Source organism: Agromyces larvae, from assembly GCF_022811705.1.
Taxonomy (GTDB): Bacteria; Actinomycetota; Actinomycetes; order Actinomycetales; family Microbacteriaceae; genus Agromyces; species Agromyces larvae.
Genome location: NZ_CP094528.1, coordinates 798,205 through 821,356, shown reverse-complemented (window position 1 = coordinate 821,356; position 23,152 = coordinate 798,205). Strand labels below are relative to the sequence as shown.

Here is a 23,152-nt window from a genome sequence, read left to right as displayed (position 1 = left end):
AGGCTCCGAATGATGGCCACCGACAACATCCACCGCCTGCTCGACGAGGCGTTCGCGGGCATCGCGTCGACGCCCGACGTGCAAGACCTGAAGGAAGAGATGCGCTCGAACCTGGTCGCGCGGGTCGCCGAGCTCGAGGCCGCCGGCATACCGCCGCAGGATGCTGCGCATCGCGCGATCCGCGAACTCGGCGACATCCACGCCCTCGTCGAGGCCGAGTCGATCGCGACGGCGCCGCCGGCCGTGCGACCCAGCGCCGAGCTGTTGCACGCGCGCTACCGCGTGCGCCCGAAGCCGGCGTTCGTCGTGCGCGTCACCGTCGCGGCCGCGATCGGCGCCGCGGCGCTCGTGTTCGGCGTCGTGCTGGGTTCGGGAGCCACGGCCGCCGAACCCGTCGCCGCGCTCGGCATGGCGGGCCTGCTCTCGACCGCCGTCTTCTGGATCGTCGCCGACTCGCTCCAGCAGGAGACGACGACGAACCATCCGATGCCGCAGCCCCGCGCCGCAGGCTACGGGCTCGGCGCCGGAGTCACCGTGCTCGGGCTCGGGCTCACCGCGCTCATCGTGATCGGCGCGATCCCCGTGTGGGTCGCGTTCGTTCCTGCCCTGCTCGTGGCCGGCGCCGCGGTGCTGTTCGCCTTCCTCGGCGCGACGCAGACCAACCGCCACAAGGCGTGGGTGCGTGAGATCCAGCGCAGCCAGGTCGTCGCGAACCACTTCGACCACGACCCGGCCAGCGCCGCCCGCTTCGGCATCTACTCCGCGGCGATCTGGACCACCGCCCTCGTCGCGTTCATCGTGCTCGGGCTCACGGTCGGCTGGTGGTGGGCGCTGCTCGCCTTCCCGGCTGCCCTCGTCGTGATGTTCGTCACGCTCGCCCGCATGCTCTTCCCGGCGAAGCGCTGAGGCGCGGCGCCCACCGTTCAGCCACCGTTCCGAAGGATTCCGACATGACCTCCTCCTCCCCTGCCATCACGGCGGCGGCGCTCACCAAGACGTACCGGGTCGGGCGCGGCAAGCCGCCGGTGCACGCGCTGCGCGGCCTCGACCTCGACCTGCCCGCCGGCCTGGTCACCGGCCTGCTCGGCCCGAACGGCGCCGGCAAGTCGACCACCACGAAGATCCTGACCACGCTCGCCCGGCCCACCTCGGGCACCGCCACCGTGGCCGGTATCGACGTCACGCGCGATCCGGCGGCGGTGCGTCGGCGCATCGGGTACGTCTCGCAGGGCACGGGCACCGATCCGCTGCTCACCGCCGAGGAGAACCTGGTGCTCGCGGCGCGGCTGCGAGGCATCCCGGCCGCCGATGCCCGCGACCGCGCACGACGCCTGCTGCACGAGTTCGGCCTCGACGACGCGCGCGGCCGCACCGTCGCCCGGTTCTCGGGCGGCATGCGCCGACGGCTCGACGTCGCCGCGGCGCTCGTGCACCGCCCCTCGGTGCTGTTCCTCGACGAACCGACGACCGGACTCGACCCCGAATCGCGGGCCGCGATGTGGGCCGAGATCCGCAGGCTGTCCGCCGAGGACGCGCTCACCGTCGTGCTCACCACCCACTACCTCGAAGAGGCCGACCGCCTCGCCGACCGGCTCGTCATCATCGATCACGGCGTCGAGGTGGTGTCGGGCACGGCGGCTGCGCTGAAGGCGGGGCTGCGCGGCGAGACGCTGCGCGTCACGCTCGTCGAACCGGATGCCACGGCGGTCCGCCGCGCGATCGACGGCGTTCCCGGCCTGCACGACGTGGTCGTCGAGACGCAGGGCACCGCGGGGTCCGTCACCGCCCGCGTCGACGACGCGACCGCGGCGCTGCCCGCCGTCATCACCGCGCTCACCGCCGGCGGGGTCGCCTTCGGCGCGGCATCCGTGTCGGCGCCCACCCTCGACGACGTGTACCTGCACCACGTCGGACACAGCTTCGACGCGGGCGTCGCCGACGCCGCGTCCGACCAGGAGGGAGTCGCCGCATGAGCGCGACCATCGCATCCCCCGCGTCCGCCCCCGTGCGCGACGCCGGGTGGTCCACCCAGACCGGCCAGGTGTTCCGCCGATGGATGGTGGGCACCGCCAGGCAGGCTTGGGGCCCGGTCATGAGCCTCATCCAGCCGATCATCTGGATCCTGCTGTTCGGGCAGGTGTTCGCGTCGCTCGGCGCGTTCCCCGCGTTCGGCGACGCCGGCTACCTGGCGTACCTGGTGCCGGGCGTGCTCATGATGACCGTGCTCTACTCGGGCGCGTGGGCCGGCACCGGGTACATCGACGACATCCGCTCGGGCGTCATGGATCAGCTGCTGACCGCACCGATCTCGCGCACGGCGATCATCACGGGTCAGCTGCTGCAGCAGCTCGTGATCAACCTCGCGCAGTCGGCGATCGTGCTCGGCATCGGATGGCTCGGCGGAGCCCGCTACCCGGGCGGGCTGCCCGGCATCCTGCTCGCCCTCGCCGCGGCGACGCTGCTCGCCGCCGCGTTCTGCTCGATGTCGAGCGCTGTCGCGCTCACCACCCGGAACCAGGTCGCGCTCATCGGGCTCTCGCAGACGGTGGTGCTGCCGGCCACGTTCCTGTCGACCACGATGATGCCCGCCGACCTGCTGCCCGACTGGATCGCGGCGGTCGCGGCATGGAACCCGCTCACCTGGGCCGTCGAGGCCGGGCGCGCCGGGCTCGACGGCACGGCGTTCGACGGCTCGGGCGACGGGCTGCTCGTCGCCGGCCGGATGCTGCTGCTCGCGCTGCTCGCCGCCGCCTCGTTCGTCTGGGCCGTGTCGTCGCTGCGCAGCTACCAGCGCTCGGCCTGACGGCACCGCCACGCCGCCCGCTGCGTGGTGCCGGCCGCCTGCTGCGTGCCCCGGTCCGTCCCTCTGCGCCAGTTCGGCCCCCGCTGCGCCACCTCAAGTGGCGCACAGGCCGCGCATGTGGCGCAGCGGGCGGGAACCCGCGGCGGCGGGGCGGGCAGCGGACAGCGAGCGGGGCGGGCGGCAGACAGCGGGCGGGCGATCAGTCCGCCAGAAGCCGCCGCACCACCGCGTCGGCCAGCAGCCGCCCGCGGCGGGTCAGCACCAGCCGCCCGCCGAGCGCGGTGCGCGCGTCGACGAGCCCGTCGGCGATGAGGCCCGCCACGGCGTGCCGCCCGCCTGCGCCCAACGACGACACCGCGATGCCCTCGCGGATGCGGGTCGCGAGCAGCACGCGCTCGGTCTCGCGGGTGGGCGCGTCGAGGGTCTCGCGGCCGACCGCGGGCGAGACGCCGGCGGCGATGCGCTCGGCGTAGGCGGCCGGATGCTTCGCATTCCACCAGCGCACTCCGCCGACGTGGCTGTGCGCGCCCGGGCCGACGCCCCACCAGTCGTCACCGCGCCAGTAGCCGAGGTTGTGGCGCGAACGATGGTCGGGCGACGTCGCCCAGTTCGAGACTTCGTACCACTCGTAGCCCGCGGCCGCGAACGCGTCGTCGGCGAGCTCGTACATGTCGGCCTCGAGGTCGTCGGACGGCTCGGCGAGCTCGCCGCGGCGGATCTGCCGGGCGAGCTTCGTGCCCTCCTCGACGATGAGGGCGTACGCGCTCACGTGGTCGGGTCGCTCGGCGACGACAGCGTCGACGCTGCGGCGCCAGTCGTCGAGCGACTCCCCCGGGGTGCCGTAGATGAGGTCGAGGCTCACGTCGAGACCCGCGTCGCGCGCCCAGCGCACCACGAGCGGCACCCGCGCCGGGTCGTGCGTGCGGTCGAGGGCTGCGAGCACGTGCGGCACCGCCGACTGCATGCCGAACGACACCCGGGTGAACCCGCCGGCGGCCAGCGCCTCGAGGTCGGCCGGCCCGAGCGAGTCGGGGTTCGCCTCGGTGGTCACCTCGGCGCCCGGCGCGAGCCCGAACTCGTCGCGCACCGCGGCGAGCATGCGCACCAGGTCGGCGGCCGGCAGCAGGGTCGGCGTGCCGCCGCCGAAGAACACGGTGGATGCCTCGCGGCCGGGCAGCCCGGATGCCTCGAGCGTCCGCCGCGCGAACCGCACCTCGTCCACGGCGTGGCCGGCGTAGTCCTCCTGTCGCGCGCCGCGCAGCTCGGTCGCGGTGTACGTGTTGAAGTCGCAGTAGCCGCACCGCACCCGGCAGAACGGCACGTGCAGATACACGCCGAACGCGCGCCCGTCGGCCCCGCGCACCGACGAGGCGGGCAGCAGCCCGTCGGCCGGAGCCGGGTCGCCGAGCGGCAGTGCGGCGCCCATCAGACGAACGCGGGATGCAGCGCGCGCAGTTCGCGCCGCGTCAGCTCGCGCCGACGACGGCGCACGACGGGCGCGGCGACCGCCCCGGCGCCGCCCGACCCCTGCAGGATCGAACGGATCGTCAGCCAGACGCCGTCGTCCTCCCGCCGCTCGAGGATGAACGACTCCTCGCCGCTCTCGGCGCTGCGCCCGGTGGTGCCGTACGCGAACCCGACCCGGTCGGGCTCGTCGATGACGTACACCACGAGCACCGGGGTGCGAGCGGCACGGAACCGCCCGCGCCGCACGAGCGTGGCCGCGACGCCCGCGGTGATCCACGGCGTGCCGTCGGCGGCGTACCGCTGCTCGGTGCGCGGCGCCTCACCGCTCACGGGAGCGCCCTCGGGGTCGTAGACGACGCCGGTGTACTGGATTCCCGTGCCCGCCGACACGTCGACGACCTCGAGACCGGCGCCGCGCTGCACGCCCCACGTCATGAGGTCCTCGGCGGCGCGCTCGAAGCGCTCGGCGCCGGAGCCGATGCGCACCGCGTCCTCGGCGGGGCGGAAGCCCTTCGGCGGGTAGCGCAGGAAATCGGGGTCGAGCGTGGCCCCGATCGCCCCGTACGTGACGGACTGGTCGGTGAAGGTGCTGCGACGAGACATCCGCGACAGCCTACTTCTTGCCCGCGGCCTTGCCCTCGGTGTCTCCTGAGAGCGCAGCGATGAACGCTTCCTGCGGAACCTCGACGCGGCCCACCATCTTCATGCGCTTCTTGCCCTCCTTCTGCTTCTCGAGGAGCTTGCGCTTGCGGGTGATGTCGCCGCCGTAGCACTTGGCGAGCACGTCCTTGCGCATCGCGCGGATCGACTCGCGCGCGATGATGCGCGCGCCGATCGCGGCCTGGATCGGCACTTCGAACTGCTGCCGCGGGATGAGCTCGCGAAGCCGCCCGGTCATCAGCACGCCGTAGGCGTACGCCTTGTCGCGGTGCACGATCGCGCTGAACGCGTCGACCTGCTCGCCCTGCAGCAGGATGTCGACCTTGACGAGGTCGGCGGCCTGGTCGCCGCTGGGCTCGTAGTCGAGCGACGCGTAGCCGGCGGTCTTCGACTTCAGGTTGTCGAAGAAGTCGAAGACGATCTCGCCGAGCGGCATGTTGTAGCGGATCTCCACCCGGTCTTCGCCGAGGTACTCCATGCCGAGCAGCGTGCCGCGTCGCGACTGGCAGAGCTCCATGATGGTGCCGACGTAGTCTTTCGGGGCGAGGATGGCCGCACGCACCATGGGTTCGCGCACCTCGGCGATCTTCGCGCCGGTCGGGAACTCGCTCGGGTTGGTGACCGTCACCGTCTTCTTGTCCTCGGTGGTGACCTCGTAGACCACGCTCGGCGCGGTCGCGATGATGTCGAGCCCGAACTCGCGGCGCAGCCGCTCGGTGATGATCTCGAGGTGCAGCAGGCCCAGGAACCCGGCGCGGAACCCGAAGCCGAGCGCCACCGAGGTCTCGGGCTCGTAGACGAGCGCGGCGTCCGAGAGCTTCAGCTTGTCGAGCGCCTCGCGCAGTTCGGGGTAGTCGCTGCCGTCGATCGGGTACAGGCCCGAGAACACCATCGGCAGCGGCTCGGTGTAGCCCGCGAGCGCCTCGGTCGCCGGCTTCGAGGCCGTCGTGACCGTGTCGCCGACCTTCGACTGCCGCACGTCCTTCACGCCGGTGATGAGGTACCCGACCTCGCCGACGCCGAGCCCCTTGGTGGGCGTCGGCTCGGGCGCGCTCACACCGATCTCGAGGATCTCGTGGGTCGCCCGCGTCGACATCATCTGGATGCGCTCGCGCGGGTTCAGCTGGCCGTCGACCATGCGCACGTAGGTCACCACGCCGCGGTAGCTGTCGTACACCGAGTCGAAGATCATGGCGCGCGCCGGAGCATCCGCATCGCCCACCGGGGCCGGGATGCGCTCGACGACGCGATCGAGCAGGTCCTCGACGCCCATGCCGGTCTTGCCCGAGACCTTCAGCACGTCGTCGGGCGAGCCGCCGATCAGGTCGGCCAGCTCCCTCGCGTACTTCTCGGGCTCGGCGGCCGGCAGGTCGATCTTGTTCAGCACCGGGATGATCTCGAGGTCGTTCTCGAGCGCCAGGTACAGGTTCGCGAGCGTCTGCGCCTCGATGCCCTGCGCCGCGTCGACCAGCAGGATCGCGCCCTCGCACGCGGCGAGCGACCGCGACACCTCGTAGCTGAAGTCGACGTGGCCGGGGGTGTCGATCATGTTCAGCGCGTACTGGAGATCAGGCCCCTGAGCGTGTCGAAGGGCCCACGGCATGCGCACCGCCTGGCTCTTGATCGTGATGCCGCGCTCGCGCTCGATATCCATGCGGTCGAGGTACTGCGCGCGCATGTCGCGATCGCTCACGATGCCCGTGATCTGCAGCATGCGGTCGGCGAGGGTCGACTTGCCGTGGTCGATGTGCGCGATGATGCAGAAGTTGCGGATCAGCGCGGGGTCGGTGGCGGCGGGCACCGGCGGGTTGGCGGCTCTCGGAGACATCCTGTCGATTCTCCCATGCTTCGCTCCCCCGGGCCGCCCCTGCCCGGTGGAGCCGGCTCGTAGGCTTGAGGCATGGGCGAGGCGGGTCGCGACCGAGGGGCGGCGGAGCGGATGCCACGGGCGCGCGTCGTGCTCGTGCACGGGATCCGCACGTCGGCGACGATGTGGCGCAACCAGCTCGCCCCGCTGCGTGCGCACGGCATCGAGGTCGACGCCATCGACCTCCCCGGTCACGGGACGCGCCTCGACGAGTCGTTCTCGCTCGACGCCGCGTACGCGGCGATCGACGCGGCCCTCGCGGGAACCCAGGCGCAGCGCGAGACGGATGCCACCGACCGGCCGGATGCCGCGGTGCCGCGCCTGCTCGTCGGGCTGAGCCTCGGCGCCTACCTCGCGATCGGGTACGCGGCGGAGCATCCCGGCCGGATCGACGGGCTCGTCGCCGCGTCGGCCGGCACCCGCCCGCGCGGAGCCGGCCTGGCCGGCTACCGGGCGCTCGCGGCGGCGATCCGCCGGCTTCCCGACCGGGGCCGGTCGTTGAACGACGCCATGGCAGCACTGTTCCTGCCGCCCGACGCGGCCGACGACATCATCGCGGGCGGCGTCGCCCTCGACGTCATGGCCGATGCGCTCGCCGCGGTCGGCACCGTCGACCTCGAGGCCGCACTCGGCGGCATCGACGTGCCGGTGTGGTTCGTCAACGGACGCTGGGATCACTTCCGCTTCGAGGAGCGACGGATGCTCCGCGCTGCGCGCGACGCGCGGCTCGTCGTGGTTCCCGGCGCCACGCACCTCGTCAGTCTCGTCCAGCCCGAGCATTTCACCGCCGCGGTGCTCGACGCCGTGGCCGAACTGGAGCGTCGGGCCGCCCGCGAACGGCGCATCCGCGCGCCTCGGCCGCCCAGCCGAGTGGAGTCGTGACCGCCGAACTGGTATCGTTGCCTGTTGGCTTGCGTGTGGGTCCCACCCCGCACGAGACGCCGTGACGGCCCCTCTACCGCTCGCGGCACATCCGGTACCCGCACGAGAACGAAAGAATCCACGTGGCAAACATCAAGTCGCAGATCAAGCGCATCAAGACCAACCTCAAGGCGCAGGAGCGCAACAAGGCCGTCAAGAGCGAGCTCAAGACCGTCGTCCGCGCGACCCGCGAGGCCATCGCCGCCGGCGACAAGGAGAAGGCGAACGCCGCCCTGAAGGTCGCGACCCGCAAGCTCGACAAGGCCGTGTCGAAGGGCGTCATCCACCAGAACCAGGCCGCGAACCGCAAGTCGGCGATCGCGAAGCAGGTCGCCGCGCTCTGAGCGCAGCATCCTCGCACGAGGGCCCCGCACCGTTGATTCGGTGCGGGGCCTTCGTCGTCGGCGGGGCCGGCGAACCGGGTGCGGGGCTGAGCCGCGCGCCCGTCGGGTGAGCGCGGGTGAGCGCGGGTGAGCGCGCGTGAGCGAGCGTACGCCGGACCGTGCGCCGGTGCGTGCGCCGGTGCGTGCGCCCGTGCGCCGGTGCGTCGGTGCGTCGGTGCGTCGGCGCGCCGGCGCGCCGCGGCGTCAGCGCGGAGCGGCCGACCGCACGCGCCCCCGGCTCGCGATGACCCCGATGAGCCGCTCGAGCGCGAACACCGGATCGCGTTCGGCGCCCTTCACCGCGGCGTCGGCGGCGGCCAGGGCCTCGATGGCGCGGCCGAGGCCCTCGTCGTCCCAGCCGGAGAGATCGCGGCGGGCCCGATCGACCTGCCACGGCGCCATGCCGAGACTCGAGGCGAGTTGACCGGATCCGCCGCGCGGCGCGCCGGCGACCTTCGCCATCTGCCGGACCTTCGCCGCGAACGCGCCGACGATCGGTACGGGGTCGGCTCCGCTCTCGAGGGCGTGGCGCAACGCGACGAGGGCTGCGCCGTGCCGCCCGGCGATCGCGGCGTCGGCGACGGCGAACGCGTTCGTCTCGACGCGGCCGCCGTAGTATCGCGCGACGGTGCGCTCATCGATGTCGCCCGGAGCGTCGGAGATGAGTTGCCGGCACGCCGCGGCGAGTTCGGCGAGGTCGTCGGCGAAGGCGCCGACCAGGTCGCGCAGTGCGCCGGGGGTGATGCGCCGACCGGCCGCACGGAACTCGTCGTGCACGAAGTCCTGCTTCTCGGCGTCCTTCTTGAGCTCGGCGCACACGATCTCGATGCCGTCGCCCGCGCCGGCGCGAATCGCGTCGAGCAGTTTCTTGCCGCGCACACCGCTGCGGTGGCGCAGCACCAGCGTGGTCTCGGTCGGGGTCTGCTCGAGGTAGGCGAGCGCGTCGAGCAGGAAGTCGTCGCTCGCGTGCTCGACGCCCGAGACCCGGATGAGCCGGGCCTCGCCGAAGAGCGACGGACTCGCGAGGGTCAGCAGTTCGCCGCGCGGATAACTCGCCGCGTCGAGGTCGCTCACTTCGAGCGCCGGGTCTTCGGCGCGGAGGAACTCGCGCAGCATCGAGATCGCGCGATCGGCCAGCACGTCTTCGGGGCCGGACACGAGCACCACGGGCGCCGGGCGCACCGCATTCCAGGTGAGCTGCGGGATCGCCGCCTTCGATCTCGTCGCGCTGGGGCGAGCCGCCACCGTGCCTCCCGTACCTCGCGTTGTGCCGCTCCCAGTGTACGGTCGGCCTCCGACGTCGGGCCGCCACGCGCGGTCCAGAGCCGGATGCCGCCGCCCGAGTCGATCGTCAGCACCGACGTGCCGTCGCGGTCGGTGCGCACCACTGCGATGCCGGCGGCATCGAGCAGGTCGAGGGTCTTGCGCGTCGGATGCCCGTACCCGTTGTCGGCCCCGACGCCGATGAGGCCGACCCGTGCGCCGATCGCCGAATAGAGTCCGGCGTCCTGGTCGGCCGACCCGTGGTGGGCGACCTTCACGATGTCGATCCTCGGCAGGTCGACCGCCCGCCGCATGCGGCGCTGCGCCTCCTCGCCGAGATCGCCGAGGAGCAGTGCCCGGAACCCCGGCGCATCGAACTGCACCACGACGCTCGCATCATTGCCGGGCGGCTCCCCCGGCAGGGGCCACCGCACCGTCCACCGGTCGTCGCCGAGTCGGCCCGACCGGCCGGCGACCGCCTCCGCAGCCGCCGCACCGCCCTCGACGAGCGGGTCGAGCGTCCGGCTCGAGCGGGCGCCGTCCAGCGGGCCGTGCAGCACGACGCCCGTCCGGCCCGCCACGGCCGCGACGCCGCCGACGTGATCGGCGTCCCAGTGCGTGAGCACGAGCAGGTCGACGCGATCGATGCCGAGCCGATCCAGGCACGCGGTGAGCGCCGCCGGCTCGGGGCCGGTGTCGATGAGCGCCACCGCCCCGGCCGAACGGATGAGCATCGCATCGCCCTGCCCGACGTCGCACGCCGCGAGCTGCCAGTCATGGGGCACCGTCCACGACCGCAGCACCGGCGCGACACCGGCCACGCCGACCGGGATCGCGACGAGCACCGCGAGCCCGCCCGCCGCGAGCATCGTCGGCAGCCGCCGTCGGCGACGCGCGAGCAGCAGCCCGAGCGCCAGCGCGGTGATCGCCGCGAGCAGCAGCGCGCCGGGCGCGTCGGGCAGCCAGGGAAGTCGCGCGAACGGCAGTGCCGCGGTGCCGCGGGCCACCGCGGCGATCCAGCTCGCCGGCATCCACGCGACCTGCAGCAGGGCGGCTCCCACCCCGGGCAGCACCGGCAGGACGAGGCATCCGATGAGGCCGATCACCGTGCCGACCGGCGCGGCCGGAGCAGCGAGCAGGTTGGCGACGACCCCGTGCACCGCGATCGCGGGGTCGAGCAGGATGAGGATCGGCTGGCATGCGAGCTGGGCGGCGATCGGCACGGCGAGCACGACGGCCAGCCGGCGGGGCATGACGCGTCCGAGCACCCGGCCGAGCGGCTGCGCCAGCAGCAGCAAGCCCGCCGTCGCGCTCGCCGAGAGGGCGAATCCGTAGTCGCGCGCCAGCCACGGATCGGCGACGAGCAGCACGACCACCGCACCCGACAGCGCCGCGGTGCCGCCGCCCGGCCGGCCCGTCGCGCGGGCGGCGAGCACGACCACCGCCATCGCCGTGGCCCGGACCACGCTCGACTCGGGGGTGACGAGGGCGACGAACGCGCTCAGCCCCGCGAGCGCGACCCCGATGCGCCACGCGGTCGGCAGGCCCGCCGCCGCAGCGAGAGCGAACGCCGCAGCGGTCACGATCGCGCAGTTGGCGCCCGATACGGCGGTGAGGTGGCTCAGCGACGACGCCTTCATCGCGGCATCGAGGTCGCCGCTGACGGCGGCGGTGTCGCCGATCGCGAGCCCGGGCACGAGCGCGCCGCCGTCTCCGGGAAGGTCGGCCGCGGCGGCCCGGAATCCCGCCCGCAGGTGCGCCGCCCAGTCGAGCCACGGCGGAGGCGGCGCCACCGAGATCGCGTCGCCGACTGGCCGCAGCCGGAACGCCGTGCCCTCGGTGTTCGGCAGCGCCTCGACCCGCGCCTGGAACGCCGCCCGAGCGCCGAACGCGAGCCGCTCGTCGGCGGGCACGGTTGCGCTCGCGGTCACCGCATCGATCGCGGTGCCGTCGACCTCGACGACCCGGCCGTCGATCACGACCTCCGCCGGCGACTCGGGTGCGCCGTCGTCCGCCGCCTCGGCGTCGATCGCCCACGCCGCGGTGACGCGCGATGCGCGGGGGGCTCGATCGAGTTCGACCACGACCTCGACGACGCGGGACTCGGTCGCCGCGTCGGCGATCGGCGAGTCGAGGCGTGCGCCGAGCCCGAGCGCGACGGCGTGGAGTGCGATCGCACCCGCCGCGGCGGCCACCGCGATGCCCGGCAGCGCGGCACGCGTTCGCTGGCCGCGAGCCGGGTGCCGCCGGTGCGGGCCGGGGCGGCACCGCCTCGCACCGGCCGCACCCGCGACGACGAGTGCCGCGGCGATCGCCCACGCCGCGACGGTCGCCGCGTCCACCGCCGCGCGCCCGGCGGAGTCGGCCAGCGCCGGCGCGGCCCACGCCGCCGCCCAGGCGGCCAGCGCCGGCCCGGTGAGTCGCAGGTCGGGTGCGCGCACGGGCGGGGTCAGAGCGTCACCAGGTCGACGAGACCGGCGAAGGTCGCGTCGCCGATGCCGGTGACGTCGCGCAGCTGGTCGACGCTCGTGAACGGCCCGTTCGCATCGCGGTAGTCGATGATGCGCTGGGCCAGTGCCGGCCCGATGCGGGGCAGCGTGTCGAGGTCGGCGACCGTCGCCGAATTCAGCGAGACCCGCCCGCCGGCGGAGGCCCCGCCGCCGGCCTCCGCGACGGGCGGCGCGACCTCGCCCTGCGCGGGCACGACCAGTTGCTCGCCGTCGGCGACCGGGCGCGCGAGGTTCACCCCGGCGGGGTCGGCCGTCTCGGTGAGCCCGCCCGCCGCGGCGATCGCGTCGACGACACGGGCACCGGGGGCGAGCTCGACGAGGCCGGGCGAGGCGACCGCTCCCAGGACGTGCACGAGCAGCGGCGGCGCACCCGCGGCACCCGCTGCGGCCGAGGTCGCCGCATCCGCCTCGCCCGACGCGAGGCCCCCCGAAGCGTCCGATCCCCCCGAGCCGTCGGCGATGAGGCCGCGATCGCCGCCGCCCGCCGCCGCGGCCGACAGCATCGCCGCGACCGCGACCGCGGTGATGAACAGCACCACCGCCGCGCCGACGGCGATCCGTGTGCGCGGCGCAGCGCGCCGGGCATCGGGAGCGAGACGATCGAGGGGGTCGTCACGATCCAGCGGATCGTCGGCAGCGTCCTGCGTCATGCGGGCAGGCTAGGCGGCTCCGATCCCGCGGATGCTGCGCGCCGCCGAATCTGCGGGCAGGTCGCCGGTGGGCGGCGCCTGTCGAGGAGCACTCGGGCGCGGCATCCGATCGACCCGACCCGAACGCCCCGCGCTACCGACGCGTGGCGATGTTGACCAGCTTCGGCGCGCGCACGATCACGTTCGCGATCTCGCGCTCGCCCAGCGCGCGGGCGACCGCCGCCGACCCGCGAGCCAGCGACTCGAGCTCGTCGGCCGAGATCTTCGGCGACACCTCGAGCCGGTCGCGCACCTTGCCGTCGACCTGCACGATCGCGGTCACCTGGTCTTCGACGAGCAGCGCCGGGTCGGCCTTGCGCCACGGCACGAGGGCCACCGGAGTGTCGTAGCCGAGCCGCTGCCACATGTCGGCCGCGGTGTACGGCGCGAACAGGTCGAGCACCATCGCGGTGACTTCCGCGGCCTCGCGCACGGCCGCGTCGCCCGCGCCGGGCCCCTGGTCGATCGCCTTGCGGGTCGCGTTCACGAGTTCCATGAGCCGGGCCACGACGACGTTGAACTTGAACGACTCGATCAGCCCCGGGGCATCCGCCAGCAGCCGGTGCGTGGCGCGGCGCAGCGCGCGATCGCCCGACTTCCACTCCACCTGAGGGCTCGAGGTGACCTCGCCGGCGATGCGCCACGCCCGCGCCAGGAACTTCGCCGACCCGACCGGCGAGACGTCCGCCCAGTCGATGTCGTCCTCGGGCGGGCCCGCGAACGCGAGGGTGACCCGAAGCGCATCGGTGCCGTGCTGGTTCAGCTCGGCGGCGAACTCGACGAGGTTGCCCTTCGACTTCGACATCTTCGAGCCGTCCATGAGCACCATGCCCTGGTTGAGCAGCGACGTGAACGGCTCGGTGAAGCTGAGGTATCCGAGGTCGAACAGCACCTTCGTCACGAACCGCGAGTACAGCAGGTGCAGGATCGCGTGCTCGACGCCGCCGACGTACTGGTCGACGGGCGCCCACTTCTCGGCCTCGGCCGGGTCGAACGCCCGGGTGTCGTCGTTCGCGTTCAGGTACCGCAGGTAGTACCACGAGCTGTCGACGAAGGTGTCCATGGTGTCGGAGTCGCGCTTGGCCGGGCCGCCGCACGTCGGGCAGGCGACGTTCACCCAGTCTTCGGCTGCGCCGAGCGGGCTCGAGCCCTTCGGCGCCAGGTCGAGGCCCTTCGCCTCGGGCAGCCGCACCGGCAGGTCGGCCTCGGGCACCGGCACCTCGCCGCAGTCGGGGCAGTGGATGATCGGGATCGGCGTGCCCCAGAACCGCTGCCGCGAGATCAGCCAGTCGCGCAGGCGGTAGTTCTTCGCCGCCCGGCCGGTGCCGCGCTCGCCGAGGATCTCGATGGCGCGGTGGATCGCACGCGACTTCGACAGCCCGTCGAGCGGGCCCGAGTTGATCAGCCGGCCGTCGCCGGTGAGCGCGGTGCCCGTCGACGCCGGATCGAGCGGCGGCAGGTCGTCGGGCAGCACCGGGTTGCCCTCGTCGTCGGTCGGGATGACCGGGATGACGCCGGTGACCGGCTGGTTCACGTCGACCACGACGCGCACCGGCAGGCCGAACGCACGGGCGAAGTCGAGGTCGCGCTGGTCATGTGCGGGCACCGCCATGATCGCGCCGTGACCGTAGTCGGCGAGCACGTAATCGCTCGCCCAGATCGGCAGCCGCTCGCCGTTCAGCGGGTTGATCGCGTAGCGCTCGAGGAACACGCCGGTCTTCGGCTTGTCGGTCGCGAGCCGCTCGATGTCGGTCTCGGCGCCCACCTCGGCCAGGTAGTCGGCGAACCGGCGCTGCACCTCGTCGGATGCTCCGCCGGCGAGTTCGGCCGCGAGCGGCGAGTCGACCGCGACCACCATGAAGGTCGCGCCGTAGAGCGTGTCGGGGCGGGTCGTGAACACGGTCACCCGCTCATCGCGCCCCTCGATCTCGAAGTCGACGTCGGCGCCCGAGGAGCGGCCGATCCAGTTGCGCTGCATCGACAGCACCTTCTGCGGCCAGGCGCCCTCGAGCTGGTTCAGGTCGTCGACGAGCCGGTCGGCGTAGTCGGTCACCCGGAAGTACCACTGCGTCAGGTCCTTCTTCACGACCACCGCGCCGCAGCGCTCGCAGTGCCCGTCGATCACCTGCTCGTTGGCGAGCACGGTCTGGTCGACCGGGCACCAGTTGACCTTGCCGTCCTTGCGGTACGCGATGCCCTGCTCGTACAGCTTCAGGAACAGCCACTGGTTCCACCGGTAGTACTCGGGGTCGGAGGTGTGCAGTTCGCGCGACCAGTCGAACGAGGGCGCGTACCGGCGGAACGAGGCCTTCTGCTGCGCGATGTTCGTGTACGTCCACTCGCGGGGGTCGGCGCCGCGCTTGATCGCGGCGTTCTCGGCGGGCAGGCCGAACGAGTCCCAGCCGATGGGGTGCAGCACGTCGAAGCCCTGGTGCCGCCAGTAGCGCGCCGAGACGTCGCCGAAGCCGAACGCCTCGGCGTGGCCCATGTGCAGGTCGCCGGAAGGGTACGGGAACATGTCGAGCACGTACTTGCGCGGGCGGGTGTCGCCCGGCCGCCCCGAGCGGAACAGCTCCTGCGCCTCCCACACCGGAAGCCACTTCGCCTCGAGAGCGGCGAAGTCGTAGGTGCCGGCGTCGGCGGTCTGGGCGGGGTCGTGCTCGGTGGCCACGTGACTCACAATCGGTTCGAAGCTCGAATTCGCGGAATCCGCGCGCGCGTGGAGCGCGCGCGCACAACCCGACCAGCCTATTCGATCGTCGCTGATCGTCGCCCGAGCAGCGCCTCCAGCAGCGCGCGCGCCTTGACCCGCGTCTCCTCGACCTCCTCGTCGGCGTCGGACAGCGCGGTGATCCCGCCGCCGGTGCCGATGCTCGCACCGTCGGGCGCGAGCACGATCGAGCGGATCACCATCGCGAGATCCGCCGAGCCGTCGACCGCGAGCGTCCCGAACGCGCCCGAGTAGATGCCCCGCGGGCCCTGCTCGAGCTCGTGCAGGATGGTCATCGCGCTGAGCTTCGGCGCGCCCGTCATCGAGCCCGCCGGGAACGCGGCGGCGACCGCGTCGAGCGCGGTGGCCCCCGCCCGGAGCCTCGCCGTCACGGTCGACACGAGCTGGTGCACCTGCGGGTACTCCTCGACGACGTGCAGCTCGGGCACCGACACGGTGCCGAGTTCGGCGATGCGGCCGAGGTCGTTGCGCATCAGGTCGACGATCATCAGGTTCTCGGCGCGTTCCTTGTCGCTCGCGAGCAGTTCGGCGCGCAGCGCCCGATCGGATGCCTCGTCGGCGCCGCGCGGGCGGGTGCCCTTCATCGGCCGGGTCGTGACGAGCCCCGAGCGGTCGACCAGCAGGAACTGCTCGGGCGACGCCGAGAGCAGCGCGACGTCGTCGAATCGCACGAATCCGCCGTGGTGGGCCGGGCTCAGCCGGCGCAGCCGCAGGTACGCCTCGAGCGGGTCGGGGTGCGCGTCGACCTCGATGCGGTTGGTGAGGCAGAGCTGGTAGGCGTCGCCGCGCACGATCGCGGCGCGGCACGCCTGGATGCGCGCGGCGTACGCGTCGGGCGCGTGCCGCCAGCGCGGCGCGGGGGCGTCGGTCGCACCGGATGGCCCGGACGGCGCGGATGGTTCGGATGCCCCGGATGCCCCGGCCGTGCGCGTCGCACCGCTCAGCAGCCCGGATGTCTCGCCGACCCAGTCCGCGGCGCCCGCCCCGTCGATCCACTCGAGCTCGACCTCGCGTCGGGCGTGGTCGAACACGATCGCACGGTCGGCGAACAGGAACGCGGCATCCGGCGTCGAGGTGGTCGCGACCGGCACCCCGAGTCGCGCCGCACCCCATTCGTACCCGAACCAGCCGAGCCAGCCGAGCGCGGTCACCCGCCCGTCGGCCCGCGCGGCGGCGGCGCCGTCGAGGCCCGCGCGCAGCGCGGCGAGCAGCGCGTCCCCGTCGCCCGCGTCCGCGGTGACGAACGGCGAGTCCGCACGGCCGATCGCGATGACGCTGCGGCCCGTGACGGCGTCGCAGCCGCCGTCGAGCCAGATCGCGCGCGGCGCGGCCCGGCCGACGCGAAGGAACGCCTGCTCGGGATCGACCCAGCCGCCGAGTCGGCGGACGCGGACCTGGTGCGGCATCCCCTCAGCGTACGGGCCCGGTCGGCACCCGTTCGTCCACCGCCGGGATCGCGTCGGCCGCGACGGTGCGTCCGGCGTCGATCCCGACCGAACGGTCGACGATGGACGCGTCGACGTCGACGTGGCTGATGAGCAGCACCGACCGACCGTCGCGGGCGGCGGCGCCCAGCAGGTCCTCGAGCAGGGCCGCGCCGCGCGCCGCGTCGACGTTCGCGGTCGGTTCGTCGAGCACCAGCACCGGGAAGTCGGCCAGCAGTGCCCGGGCGAGCGCGATCCGCTGCGCCTGCCCGCCCGACACGAGCGCGCCGCGCTCGCCGACTCGGGCGTCCAGGCCGCCGCGCTCCCGCACCCAGTCGCCGAGCCCCACCCGTTCGAGCACCGCGAGCAGTTCGGCGTCGGTCGCGGTGTCCCGGGCGAACAGGAGGTTCTGTCTCACGTCCTCGTCGAAGATCCAGGGGCGCTGTTCGACGAGACCGACCTGTCTGCGCACTCGGGCGGGGTCGAGTTCGGATGCCTCGACCCCGTCGATGCGGTACGACCCCGAGTAGGCGAGGAACCGGACGAGCACGTGCGCGAGCGTCGTCTTGCCCGCCCCCGATGCACCGCGGAGCAGGACCCGCTCCCCCGGTGCGAGATCGAGGTCCATGTCGCGCAGCGCCGCACCGGACTCGACGCCGTCGAGGGCCGGCCATGCTGCGCCGACGCCGCGCAGTCGCAGTGCGGGAACCGGCGCAGGCGCAGCGTCGGCGCTCGCGCCGGCGTCGCCCCCGAGCGCCGGGCCGGGCCGCAGCGTGTCGGGAACGGCGCCGGCCACGCGAGCCGCACTCGTCCGGGCTCGGCGCGCGGCGGCGACCGCCACGGGCACCGCGGACGCGACCTCGGCCACCGCGAGCGGCACCAGTGCGAGCACCGCGAACGCCGGGCCGGTCAGGCGACCGTCGGCGAGCAGGGGCGCACCCGCCGCGGCGCTCGCGGCCGCGGCGACGCCGGCGATCGCGGTCATCACGGCGGCCGCTCCCCCGGCAGCGAGCGATCGGCGGCGCGCGGTCCGGGCGAGCCGGTCCCCGAGTTCGTCGATCCGTCTCGCGCTCTCGGCCGCGGCGTCGAAGGCGACGAGCACGTCGATCGTCTGCACATGCTCCACGATCGCGGCCTGCAACCGGCCGCGCAGCGGAGCGAGTTCGCGTTCGGCGCGCTTCGCGGCGGCGCGTTGCAGCGCGAGGGCTGCGCCGACGCCGGCTGCGAGGCATCCGAGCAGCGCCGCGCCCGAGCCGGGAGCGAGCATCCACACCCCGGTGATCGCGAGCGCCAGCACGATGCCCGAGCTGACGAGCGGTTGCACGACGCGCAGCGACACCGTCTGCAGGTCGTCGACGTCGTCGACGAAGCGGGCGAGCAGATCGCCGCGCCGGGTCGCCGCGAGCCCGTCGGGGGCGAACGGCAGCAGCCGCTCGTACACCCCCGCCCGGATCTCGGCGAGCTGCCGGAAGGACGCGTCGTGCCCGGCGACGCGCTCCAGGTAGCGGAAGCCCGCGCGTCCGAGTGCGAACGCGCGCACCCCCACCACCGCGACCGACAGGTAGAGGATGGGCGGCTGCTCCGCGGCGCGCACGATCAACCACGCCGAGCAGGCGATGAGCGCCACGCTCGAGCCCGCCGAGAGGACGCCGAGCAGGATCGCCGGCAGCAGTCGCCGTGCCGGCGGCACCGCTTGGCGGAGGACCGCCCGGACGGCGCCGATCGCCTGCTCGCGGCCTGCGGATGCGTCCTCAGACATGGATGCCCTCCAGTTCGACGACCCGGTCGGCCGCGTCCGCCAGCGCGGCGCGGTGGGTGACGACGAGCACGGCGCGGCCCTCGTCGGCGAGTTCCCGCAGCGAGGTCGCGAGGTGCGTCTCACGTGCCTCGTCGAGCGCCGAGGTCGGCTCGTCGAGCACGAGCAGCCGCGCATCCCGAGCGAGCTGGCGGTGCACGGCCCGCGCGACGGCGACGCGCTGGGCCTGTCCGCCCGAGAGGCCGCCGCCGCCCGGCCCCAGCACGAGATCGGGGTCGAGGTCGACGCCGGCGATCCGCAGTGCCCGGTCGAGCAGCCAGGGGTCGGCCCCTTCGTCGCCGAGCCGGACGTTGCCGGCGACGGTGCCGGCGAACAGCGTCGGGGTCTGCCCCGCCCATGCCAACCGGTCGCGGATGCCCGCGGCGCTCGTCGCGCCGTCCAGTCCGATCCGGCCCTCGAAGTCGACCGCGCCGAGGACCGCGGCGATCACCGAGGACTTGCCGGCGCCGGACGCGCCGGTGAGGGCGACGACCTGCCCCGGCCGGACGCTCAGGGTGAGCCCGTCGACGACGGTCCGGCCGGCGCGGCGCACGACGAGGTCCGCGATCGTCAGGCCGAGATCGGCGGGCAGGATGCGCCGGGCGCGCGCCGCGGCATCCGTCGCCGTTCCCGTGGCGGGCGCCACGGAGCCGGCCCGATCCACGGAACCGGCCCGATCGACGGAACCGGCCCGATCGACCGAACCGGCCCGATCGGCCGCGACCAGCCCGACCGCCTCCGCCGCGTCGCTCGCCTCCGCCGCGTCGAGCAGCTCGAATGCGTCGCGAGAGGCCTCGACGCCGGCCGCCGACGCATGGAACGCGGCCCCGACGTTGCGCAACGGCAGGAAGACCTCGGGTGCGAGCACCAGCACGAACAGGCCGGGGGCGAGCGCCACCTCCCCCGAGACGAGGCGCAGCCCGACCGTCACCGCGACGAGGGCGACCGACAGGCTCGCCGCGAGTTCGAGCGTGAACCCCGAGAGGAAGGTGATGCCGAGCACGCGCATCGTGCGTCTGCGGTAATCGTCGGTCACGGCGCGGATGCGCTGCGCCTGCCGCTGCTCGCGCCCGAACAGCATGAGCGTCGACAGCCCGCCGAGCACCTCGAGGAACGCCCGCGACAACGCGGCGAGCGCGTCCCACTGCCGGCGTTGCACCGCCTGCGTCGCCATGCCGATGAGCGCCATGAACACCGGGATGAGCGGCAGCACGATCGTGAGGATGAGCCCCGACAACGGGTCGGCGAACCAGGCCGCGGCCAGCAGCATGGGCGCGGCGATGACGGTGAGCACGAGCTGGGGCAGGTAGGCGCCGAAGTATTCGTCGAGTGCGTCGAGCCCGTGGCCGAACAGGGTCGCGACCCGAGCGGTGGACGCCCCGGGGATTCCGCCGGGTCGGCGACCGATCGCCGTGAGCAGGTCGGAGCGCAGTTCGGCCTTCACGCGCATCGCGGCGGCTGAACCGGTCGCCTCCCAGCCCCACGCCGCTGCGGCGCGCACGCAGGCGGCCGTCGCGAGCACGACGAGCGGTGCGGATGCTCCGTCGAGCGCGTGTCCGTCGACGACCGCGACGACGGTGCCGGCGAGGCCCCATGCGAATGCGATCGTCGCGGCGGCCTGCACGGCGGCCAGCCCCGCTCCGGCGCCGAGAAAGCTGCGGGCGGCTCGGGTGCGGCGCACGAGCCGGGGGTCGAGCGGTTTCATGCGATCCTCGTCTCAGTGCGCGGGCGCCTGTTCGACGGCCTCGCGCGTCACGCGCTTGCGGAACACCCAGTACGTCCACCCCTGGTAGACGAGCACCAGCGGCAGGAAGATGAGCGCGACCCAGCTCATCACGGTCAGGGTGTACTCGCTGCTCGACGCGTTGGCGATCGTGAGGCTGTTCGCGGGGTCGTTCGAGGCCGGCATGACGTCGGGGAACAGCGCCGAGAACAGCGCGAGCACCGCCGTCGCCACCGTGAGCGCGAGGAAGGTGAACGCGACCCCTTCCGCGCCGCGCGCGTTCGCGATCCATCCGGCGATGAGCGCGACCGCCGCGACCGCGGCGAACACCCAGAACCAGAAGGTGCCGAACGCGAGCCCGGTCCACGCGAGGAACGCCGCCGCGACGACGATGGCGATGATGCCCGAGCGCGTGGCGAGCCGCTGGGCGCGCTCGCGCAGGTCGCCGACGGTCTTCAGCGACACGAATACCACGCCGTGCGTGAAGAACAGCAGCAGGGTCGTGAGGCCGCCGGTGAGCGCGTACGGGTTCAGCAGGTCGATGAGCGTGCCGGTGTAGTTGTGGTCGGCGTCGAGCGGCACGCCCTGCACGATGTTCGCGAACGCGACGCCCCAGAGCAGCGCGGGCACGGCGCTGCCGACGACGATCATGCCGTCGAACCAGCGCTTCCACTCGGGGTGCGCTCCCTTCTGGCGGTACTCGAACGACACCCCGCGGGCGATGAGCGCGAGCAGGATGAGCAGCAGCGCCAGGTAGAACCCGCTGAACAGCGTCGCGTACCACTCGGGGAAGGCGGCGAACAGGGATGCCCCGGCCACGATGACCCACGTCTCGTTGAGGTCCCAGACGGGGCCGATGGTGTTGATGAGCACGCGGCGGTCGGTGTCATCCCTGCCGAGGAACGGCAGCGACATGCCGACGCCGAAGTCGAACCCGTCGAGCACGAAGTAGCCGACGAACAGGAACGCGACGATCCAGAACCAGAGCACTGCGAGATCCATGTCCTGCTCCTCCTAGTACACCGTGGTCGCGGGTTCGACGCGGCCGGTCTCGGGGTCGGGGTCGCCGACGTCGGGCGGGCCCGTGCGCACCGCCTTGATGATGAGCCCGAACTCGACGACCGCGAGGGCGCCGTAGACGAGCGTGAACGCGACGAGCGAGATGAGCACGTCGAGGCCGGTGACGTTCGGTGAGACGGCCGACTCGGTCCACAGCAGGCTGAACACGATCCACGGCTGCCGGCCCATCTCGGTGAAGATCCAGCCGACCGTCATCGCGGCGAGCGAGAGCGGGAAGCTCCAGACCGCGACCTTCCACACCCAGCGCTGCTTCGGCATCCGGCCCTTGCGGGTGAGCCAGAGGCCGACGACGGCGACGAGCACGTGCGCCAGGCCGAGTCCGATCATCCAGCGGAACGCCCAGTAGGTGACCCAGAGGATGGGCGCGTAGTCGCCGGGGCCGAACGCCTCGGTGTAGGCCGCCTGCAGGTCGTTGATGCCTTCGACGCAGCCGTCGAGCGTGTGCGTCGACAGCAGCGAGAGCAGGTACGGGATGCGGATCGAGAACAGTTCGGATGACCCGTCGGGGGTGCCGAGCGTGAAGATCGAGAACGAGGCGTCCGCCCCGCACACCGTGTCGAACGTGGCCTCGGCCGCGGCCATCTTCATCGGCTGGGTGGCGACCATGGCGAGGCTGAGCTGGTCGCCGAAGAACGTGGTGATCGCGCCCGAGACGACCATGCCCCAGAGGCCGAACTTCAGCGCCGGTCGCATGGTGTCGAGGTGCTGGTTGCGGGCGAGGTGCCAGGCGGCCGCGCTGATCACGAGGCCCGACGACACCATGAAGGACGCCGCGATCGTGTGCGGGAACGCGGCGACGGCCACCGGGTTGGTGAGCACCGCGCCGATGTCGACGAGTTCGGCGCGCTCCTTCACCTCGTTGATCTCGTAGCCGACGGGGTTCTGCATGAACGCGTTCGCGGCGATGATGAAGTACGCCGAGACGATGCTGCCGATCGCGGTGCACCAGATGGTCGCGAGATGGATGCCCCGGGGCAGCTTGTCCCAGCCGAAGATCCAGAGGCCGATGAAGGTCGCCTCGAAGAAGAATGCGAGCAGCCCTTCGAGCGCGAGCGGCGCGCCGAAGACGTCGCCGACGAACCGCGAGTACTCCGACCAGTTCATGCCGAACTGGAACTCCTGCACGATGCCGGTGACGACGCCCATCGCGAAGTTGATGAGGAAGATGTTGCCGAGGAACCGGGTGATCTGCAGGTACTCGACCTTGCCGGTTCGGAACCATGCGGTCTGGAAGATCGCGGTGGTCGATGCGAGGCCGATCGTGATCGGCACGAACAGGAAGTGGTAGACGGTGGTGAGCCCGAACTGCCATCTCGCGAGGAGCAGTGGGTCGAGCAGGTCGTTCACGTGGTTCCCTCCGGATTCCGCCGTGGGCTGCGGGTGATTCGCGAGTTCTACCTCGCGTAGAACACATTTCTACACCACGTAGAACATCCAGCGGAACGAGGGTACCCTTGGGGCATGGCGAATCTCGGCGAACTCGAGCGAGCGGTCATGGAACAGCTCTGGGCCTCCGACCCCGCCCTCACGGCGAACGACATCCGCGACCGCATCACCGTCCTCGACGCGGGCGAGGGGCGCACCCCCGCCACGACCACCGTGCTCACGGTGCTCGCCCGCCTCGAGCGCAAGGGATTCGTCACCCGCTCGCGCGACGCCCGCCCGCACCGCTACCACGCGCTGCTCAGCCGCGAAGACCACACCGCCGAACTCATGCACGAGGTGCTCGACCGCGCCAGCGATCGCGATGCCGCGCTCGCCCGCTTCATCACCACCTCGTCACGCCAGGAGGCGGCGACGCTGCGTCGACTGCTCGACGAACTGGTGCACGGCTGA

At 73.0% G+C, this 23,152-nt stretch carries 18 protein-coding genes; 6 read left to right on the top strand and 12 right to left on the bottom strand.

Features of this window, described 5'->3' with window-relative positions; genetic code table 11:
• Nucleotides 1–12 precede the first annotated feature (12 nt).
• From MTO99_RS03755 to MTO99_RS03745, 3 genes are read left to right on the top strand one after another with little or no spacing between them, the layout of a single operon-like run.
• Complete coding sequence (locus MTO99_RS03755) at nt 13–906, top strand: permease prefix domain 1-containing protein (RefSeq protein WP_243557070.1); 894 nt, start codon at nt 13–15, stop codon at nt 904–906.
• A gap of 44 nt (nt 907–950) precedes the next feature.
• On the top strand, nt 951–1,973 hold the full coding sequence (locus MTO99_RS03750) for an ABC transporter ATP-binding protein (RefSeq protein WP_243557068.1): 1,023 nt from the start codon (nt 951–953) through the stop codon (nt 1,971–1,973).
• Nucleotides 1,970–2,803, top strand: coding sequence for an ABC transporter permease (locus MTO99_RS03745; RefSeq protein ID WP_243557067.1), 834 nt, complete (start codon nt 1,970–1,972; stop codon nt 2,801–2,803). Before MTO99_RS03750 ends, MTO99_RS03745 begins: the two co-directional genes overlap by 4 nt.
• 199 nt (nt 2,804–3,002) lie before the next feature.
• Here MTO99_RS03745 and hemW read toward each other — a convergent pair whose 3' ends face one another.
• The 3 genes from hemW to lepA are packed head-to-tail and all read right to left on the bottom strand — an operon-like array spanning nt 3,003 to nt 6,758.
• Nucleotides 3,003–4,229 (bottom strand): radical SAM family heme chaperone HemW, encoded by a 1,227-nt coding sequence (gene hemW / locus MTO99_RS03740; RefSeq protein ID WP_243557065.1) that lies wholly within the window; start codon nt 4,227–4,229, stop codon nt 3,003–3,005.
• A complete protein-coding gene (locus MTO99_RS03735) occupies nt 4,229–4,873 on the bottom strand; it encodes a DUF1990 domain-containing protein (RefSeq protein WP_243557063.1) in 645 nt (214 codons plus the stop codon). Before MTO99_RS03735 ends, hemW begins: the two co-directional genes overlap by 1 nt.
• A 10-nt stretch (nt 4,874–4,883) precedes the next feature.
• The gene (lepA, locus tag MTO99_RS03730; RefSeq protein ID WP_243557061.1) at nt 4,884–6,758 is read right to left on the bottom strand and encodes a translation elongation factor 4; all 1,875 of its coding nucleotides are present in this window, start codon (nt 6,756–6,758) and stop codon (nt 4,884–4,886) included.
• A gap of 72 nt (nt 6,759–6,830) precedes the next feature.
• On the opposite strand from lepA, the gene MTO99_RS03725 reads away from it, so the two are divergent.
• Nucleotides 6,831–7,679 carry an alpha/beta fold hydrolase gene (locus MTO99_RS03725; protein WP_243557059.1) on the top strand — a complete coding sequence of 283 codons (849 nt, stop codon included), beginning with the start codon at nt 6,831–6,833 and terminating at the stop codon, nt 7,677–7,679.
• A 122-nt stretch (nt 7,680–7,801) separates the two neighbouring features.
• Complete coding sequence (gene rpsT, locus MTO99_RS03720; RefSeq protein ID WP_149159182.1) at nt 7,802–8,062, top strand: 30S ribosomal protein S20; 261 nt, start codon at nt 7,802–7,804, stop codon at nt 8,060–8,062.
• Between the two features lie 243 nt (nt 8,063–8,305).
• On the opposite strand, the gene holA is transcribed toward rpsT, so the two are convergent.
• The 9 genes from holA to MTO99_RS03675 all read right to left on the bottom strand — a co-directional run bounded on the left by holA (nt 8,306) and on the right by MTO99_RS03675 (nt 22,663).
• Complete coding sequence (gene holA / locus MTO99_RS03715) at nt 8,306–9,259, bottom strand: DNA polymerase III subunit delta (protein WP_243557058.1); 954 nt, start codon at nt 9,257–9,259, stop codon at nt 8,306–8,308.
• On the bottom strand, nt 9,172–11,805 hold the full coding sequence (locus MTO99_RS03710) for a ComEC/Rec2 family competence protein (protein ID WP_243557056.1): 2,634 nt from the start codon (nt 11,803–11,805) through the stop codon (nt 9,172–9,174). The genes holA and MTO99_RS03710 overlap by 88 nt, the downstream gene beginning before the upstream one ends.
• 8 nt (nt 11,806–11,813) lie before the next feature.
• Complete coding sequence (locus tag MTO99_RS03705; protein ID WP_243557054.1) at nt 11,814–12,524, bottom strand: ComEA family DNA-binding protein; 711 nt, start codon at nt 12,522–12,524, stop codon at nt 11,814–11,816.
• Between the two features lie 133 nt (nt 12,525–12,657).
• Entirely contained in the window at nt 12,658–15,234 is a 2,577-nt protein-coding gene (gene leuS / locus MTO99_RS03700) for a leucine--tRNA ligase (RefSeq protein WP_243557052.1), read from the bottom strand.
• 77 nt (nt 15,235–15,311) lie between these two features.
• Nucleotides 15,312–16,700 carry an aminodeoxychorismate synthase component I gene (gene pabB, locus MTO99_RS03695; protein ID WP_243557050.1) on the bottom strand — a complete coding sequence of 463 codons (1,389 nt, stop codon included), beginning with the start codon at nt 16,698–16,700 and terminating at the stop codon, nt 15,312–15,314.
• A gap of 4 nt (nt 16,701–16,704) precedes the next feature.
• Entirely contained in the window at nt 16,705–18,477 is a 1,773-nt protein-coding gene (cydC, locus tag MTO99_RS03690) for a thiol reductant ABC exporter subunit CydC (protein ID WP_243557048.1), read from the bottom strand.
• On the bottom strand, nt 18,470–20,218 hold the full coding sequence (cydD, locus tag MTO99_RS03685; protein WP_243557047.1) for a thiol reductant ABC exporter subunit CydD: 1,749 nt from the start codon (nt 20,216–20,218) through the stop codon (nt 18,470–18,472). Before cydD ends, cydC begins: the two co-directional genes overlap by 8 nt.
• Nucleotides 20,219–20,230: 12 nt before the next feature.
• Entirely contained in the window at nt 20,231–21,238 is a 1,008-nt protein-coding gene (gene cydB / locus MTO99_RS03680) for a cytochrome d ubiquinol oxidase subunit II (protein WP_243557046.1), read from the bottom strand.
• A 12-nt stretch (nt 21,239–21,250) separates the two neighbouring features.
• Nucleotides 21,251–22,663, bottom strand: coding sequence for a cytochrome ubiquinol oxidase subunit I (locus MTO99_RS03675; protein WP_243557045.1), 1,413 nt, complete (start codon nt 22,661–22,663; stop codon nt 21,251–21,253).
• A gap of 114 nt (nt 22,664–22,777) precedes the next feature.
• On the opposite strand from MTO99_RS03675, the gene MTO99_RS03670 reads away from it, so the two are divergent.
• A complete protein-coding gene (locus tag MTO99_RS03670) occupies nt 22,778–23,152 on the top strand; it encodes a BlaI/MecI/CopY family transcriptional regulator (protein WP_243557044.1) in 375 nt (124 codons plus the stop codon).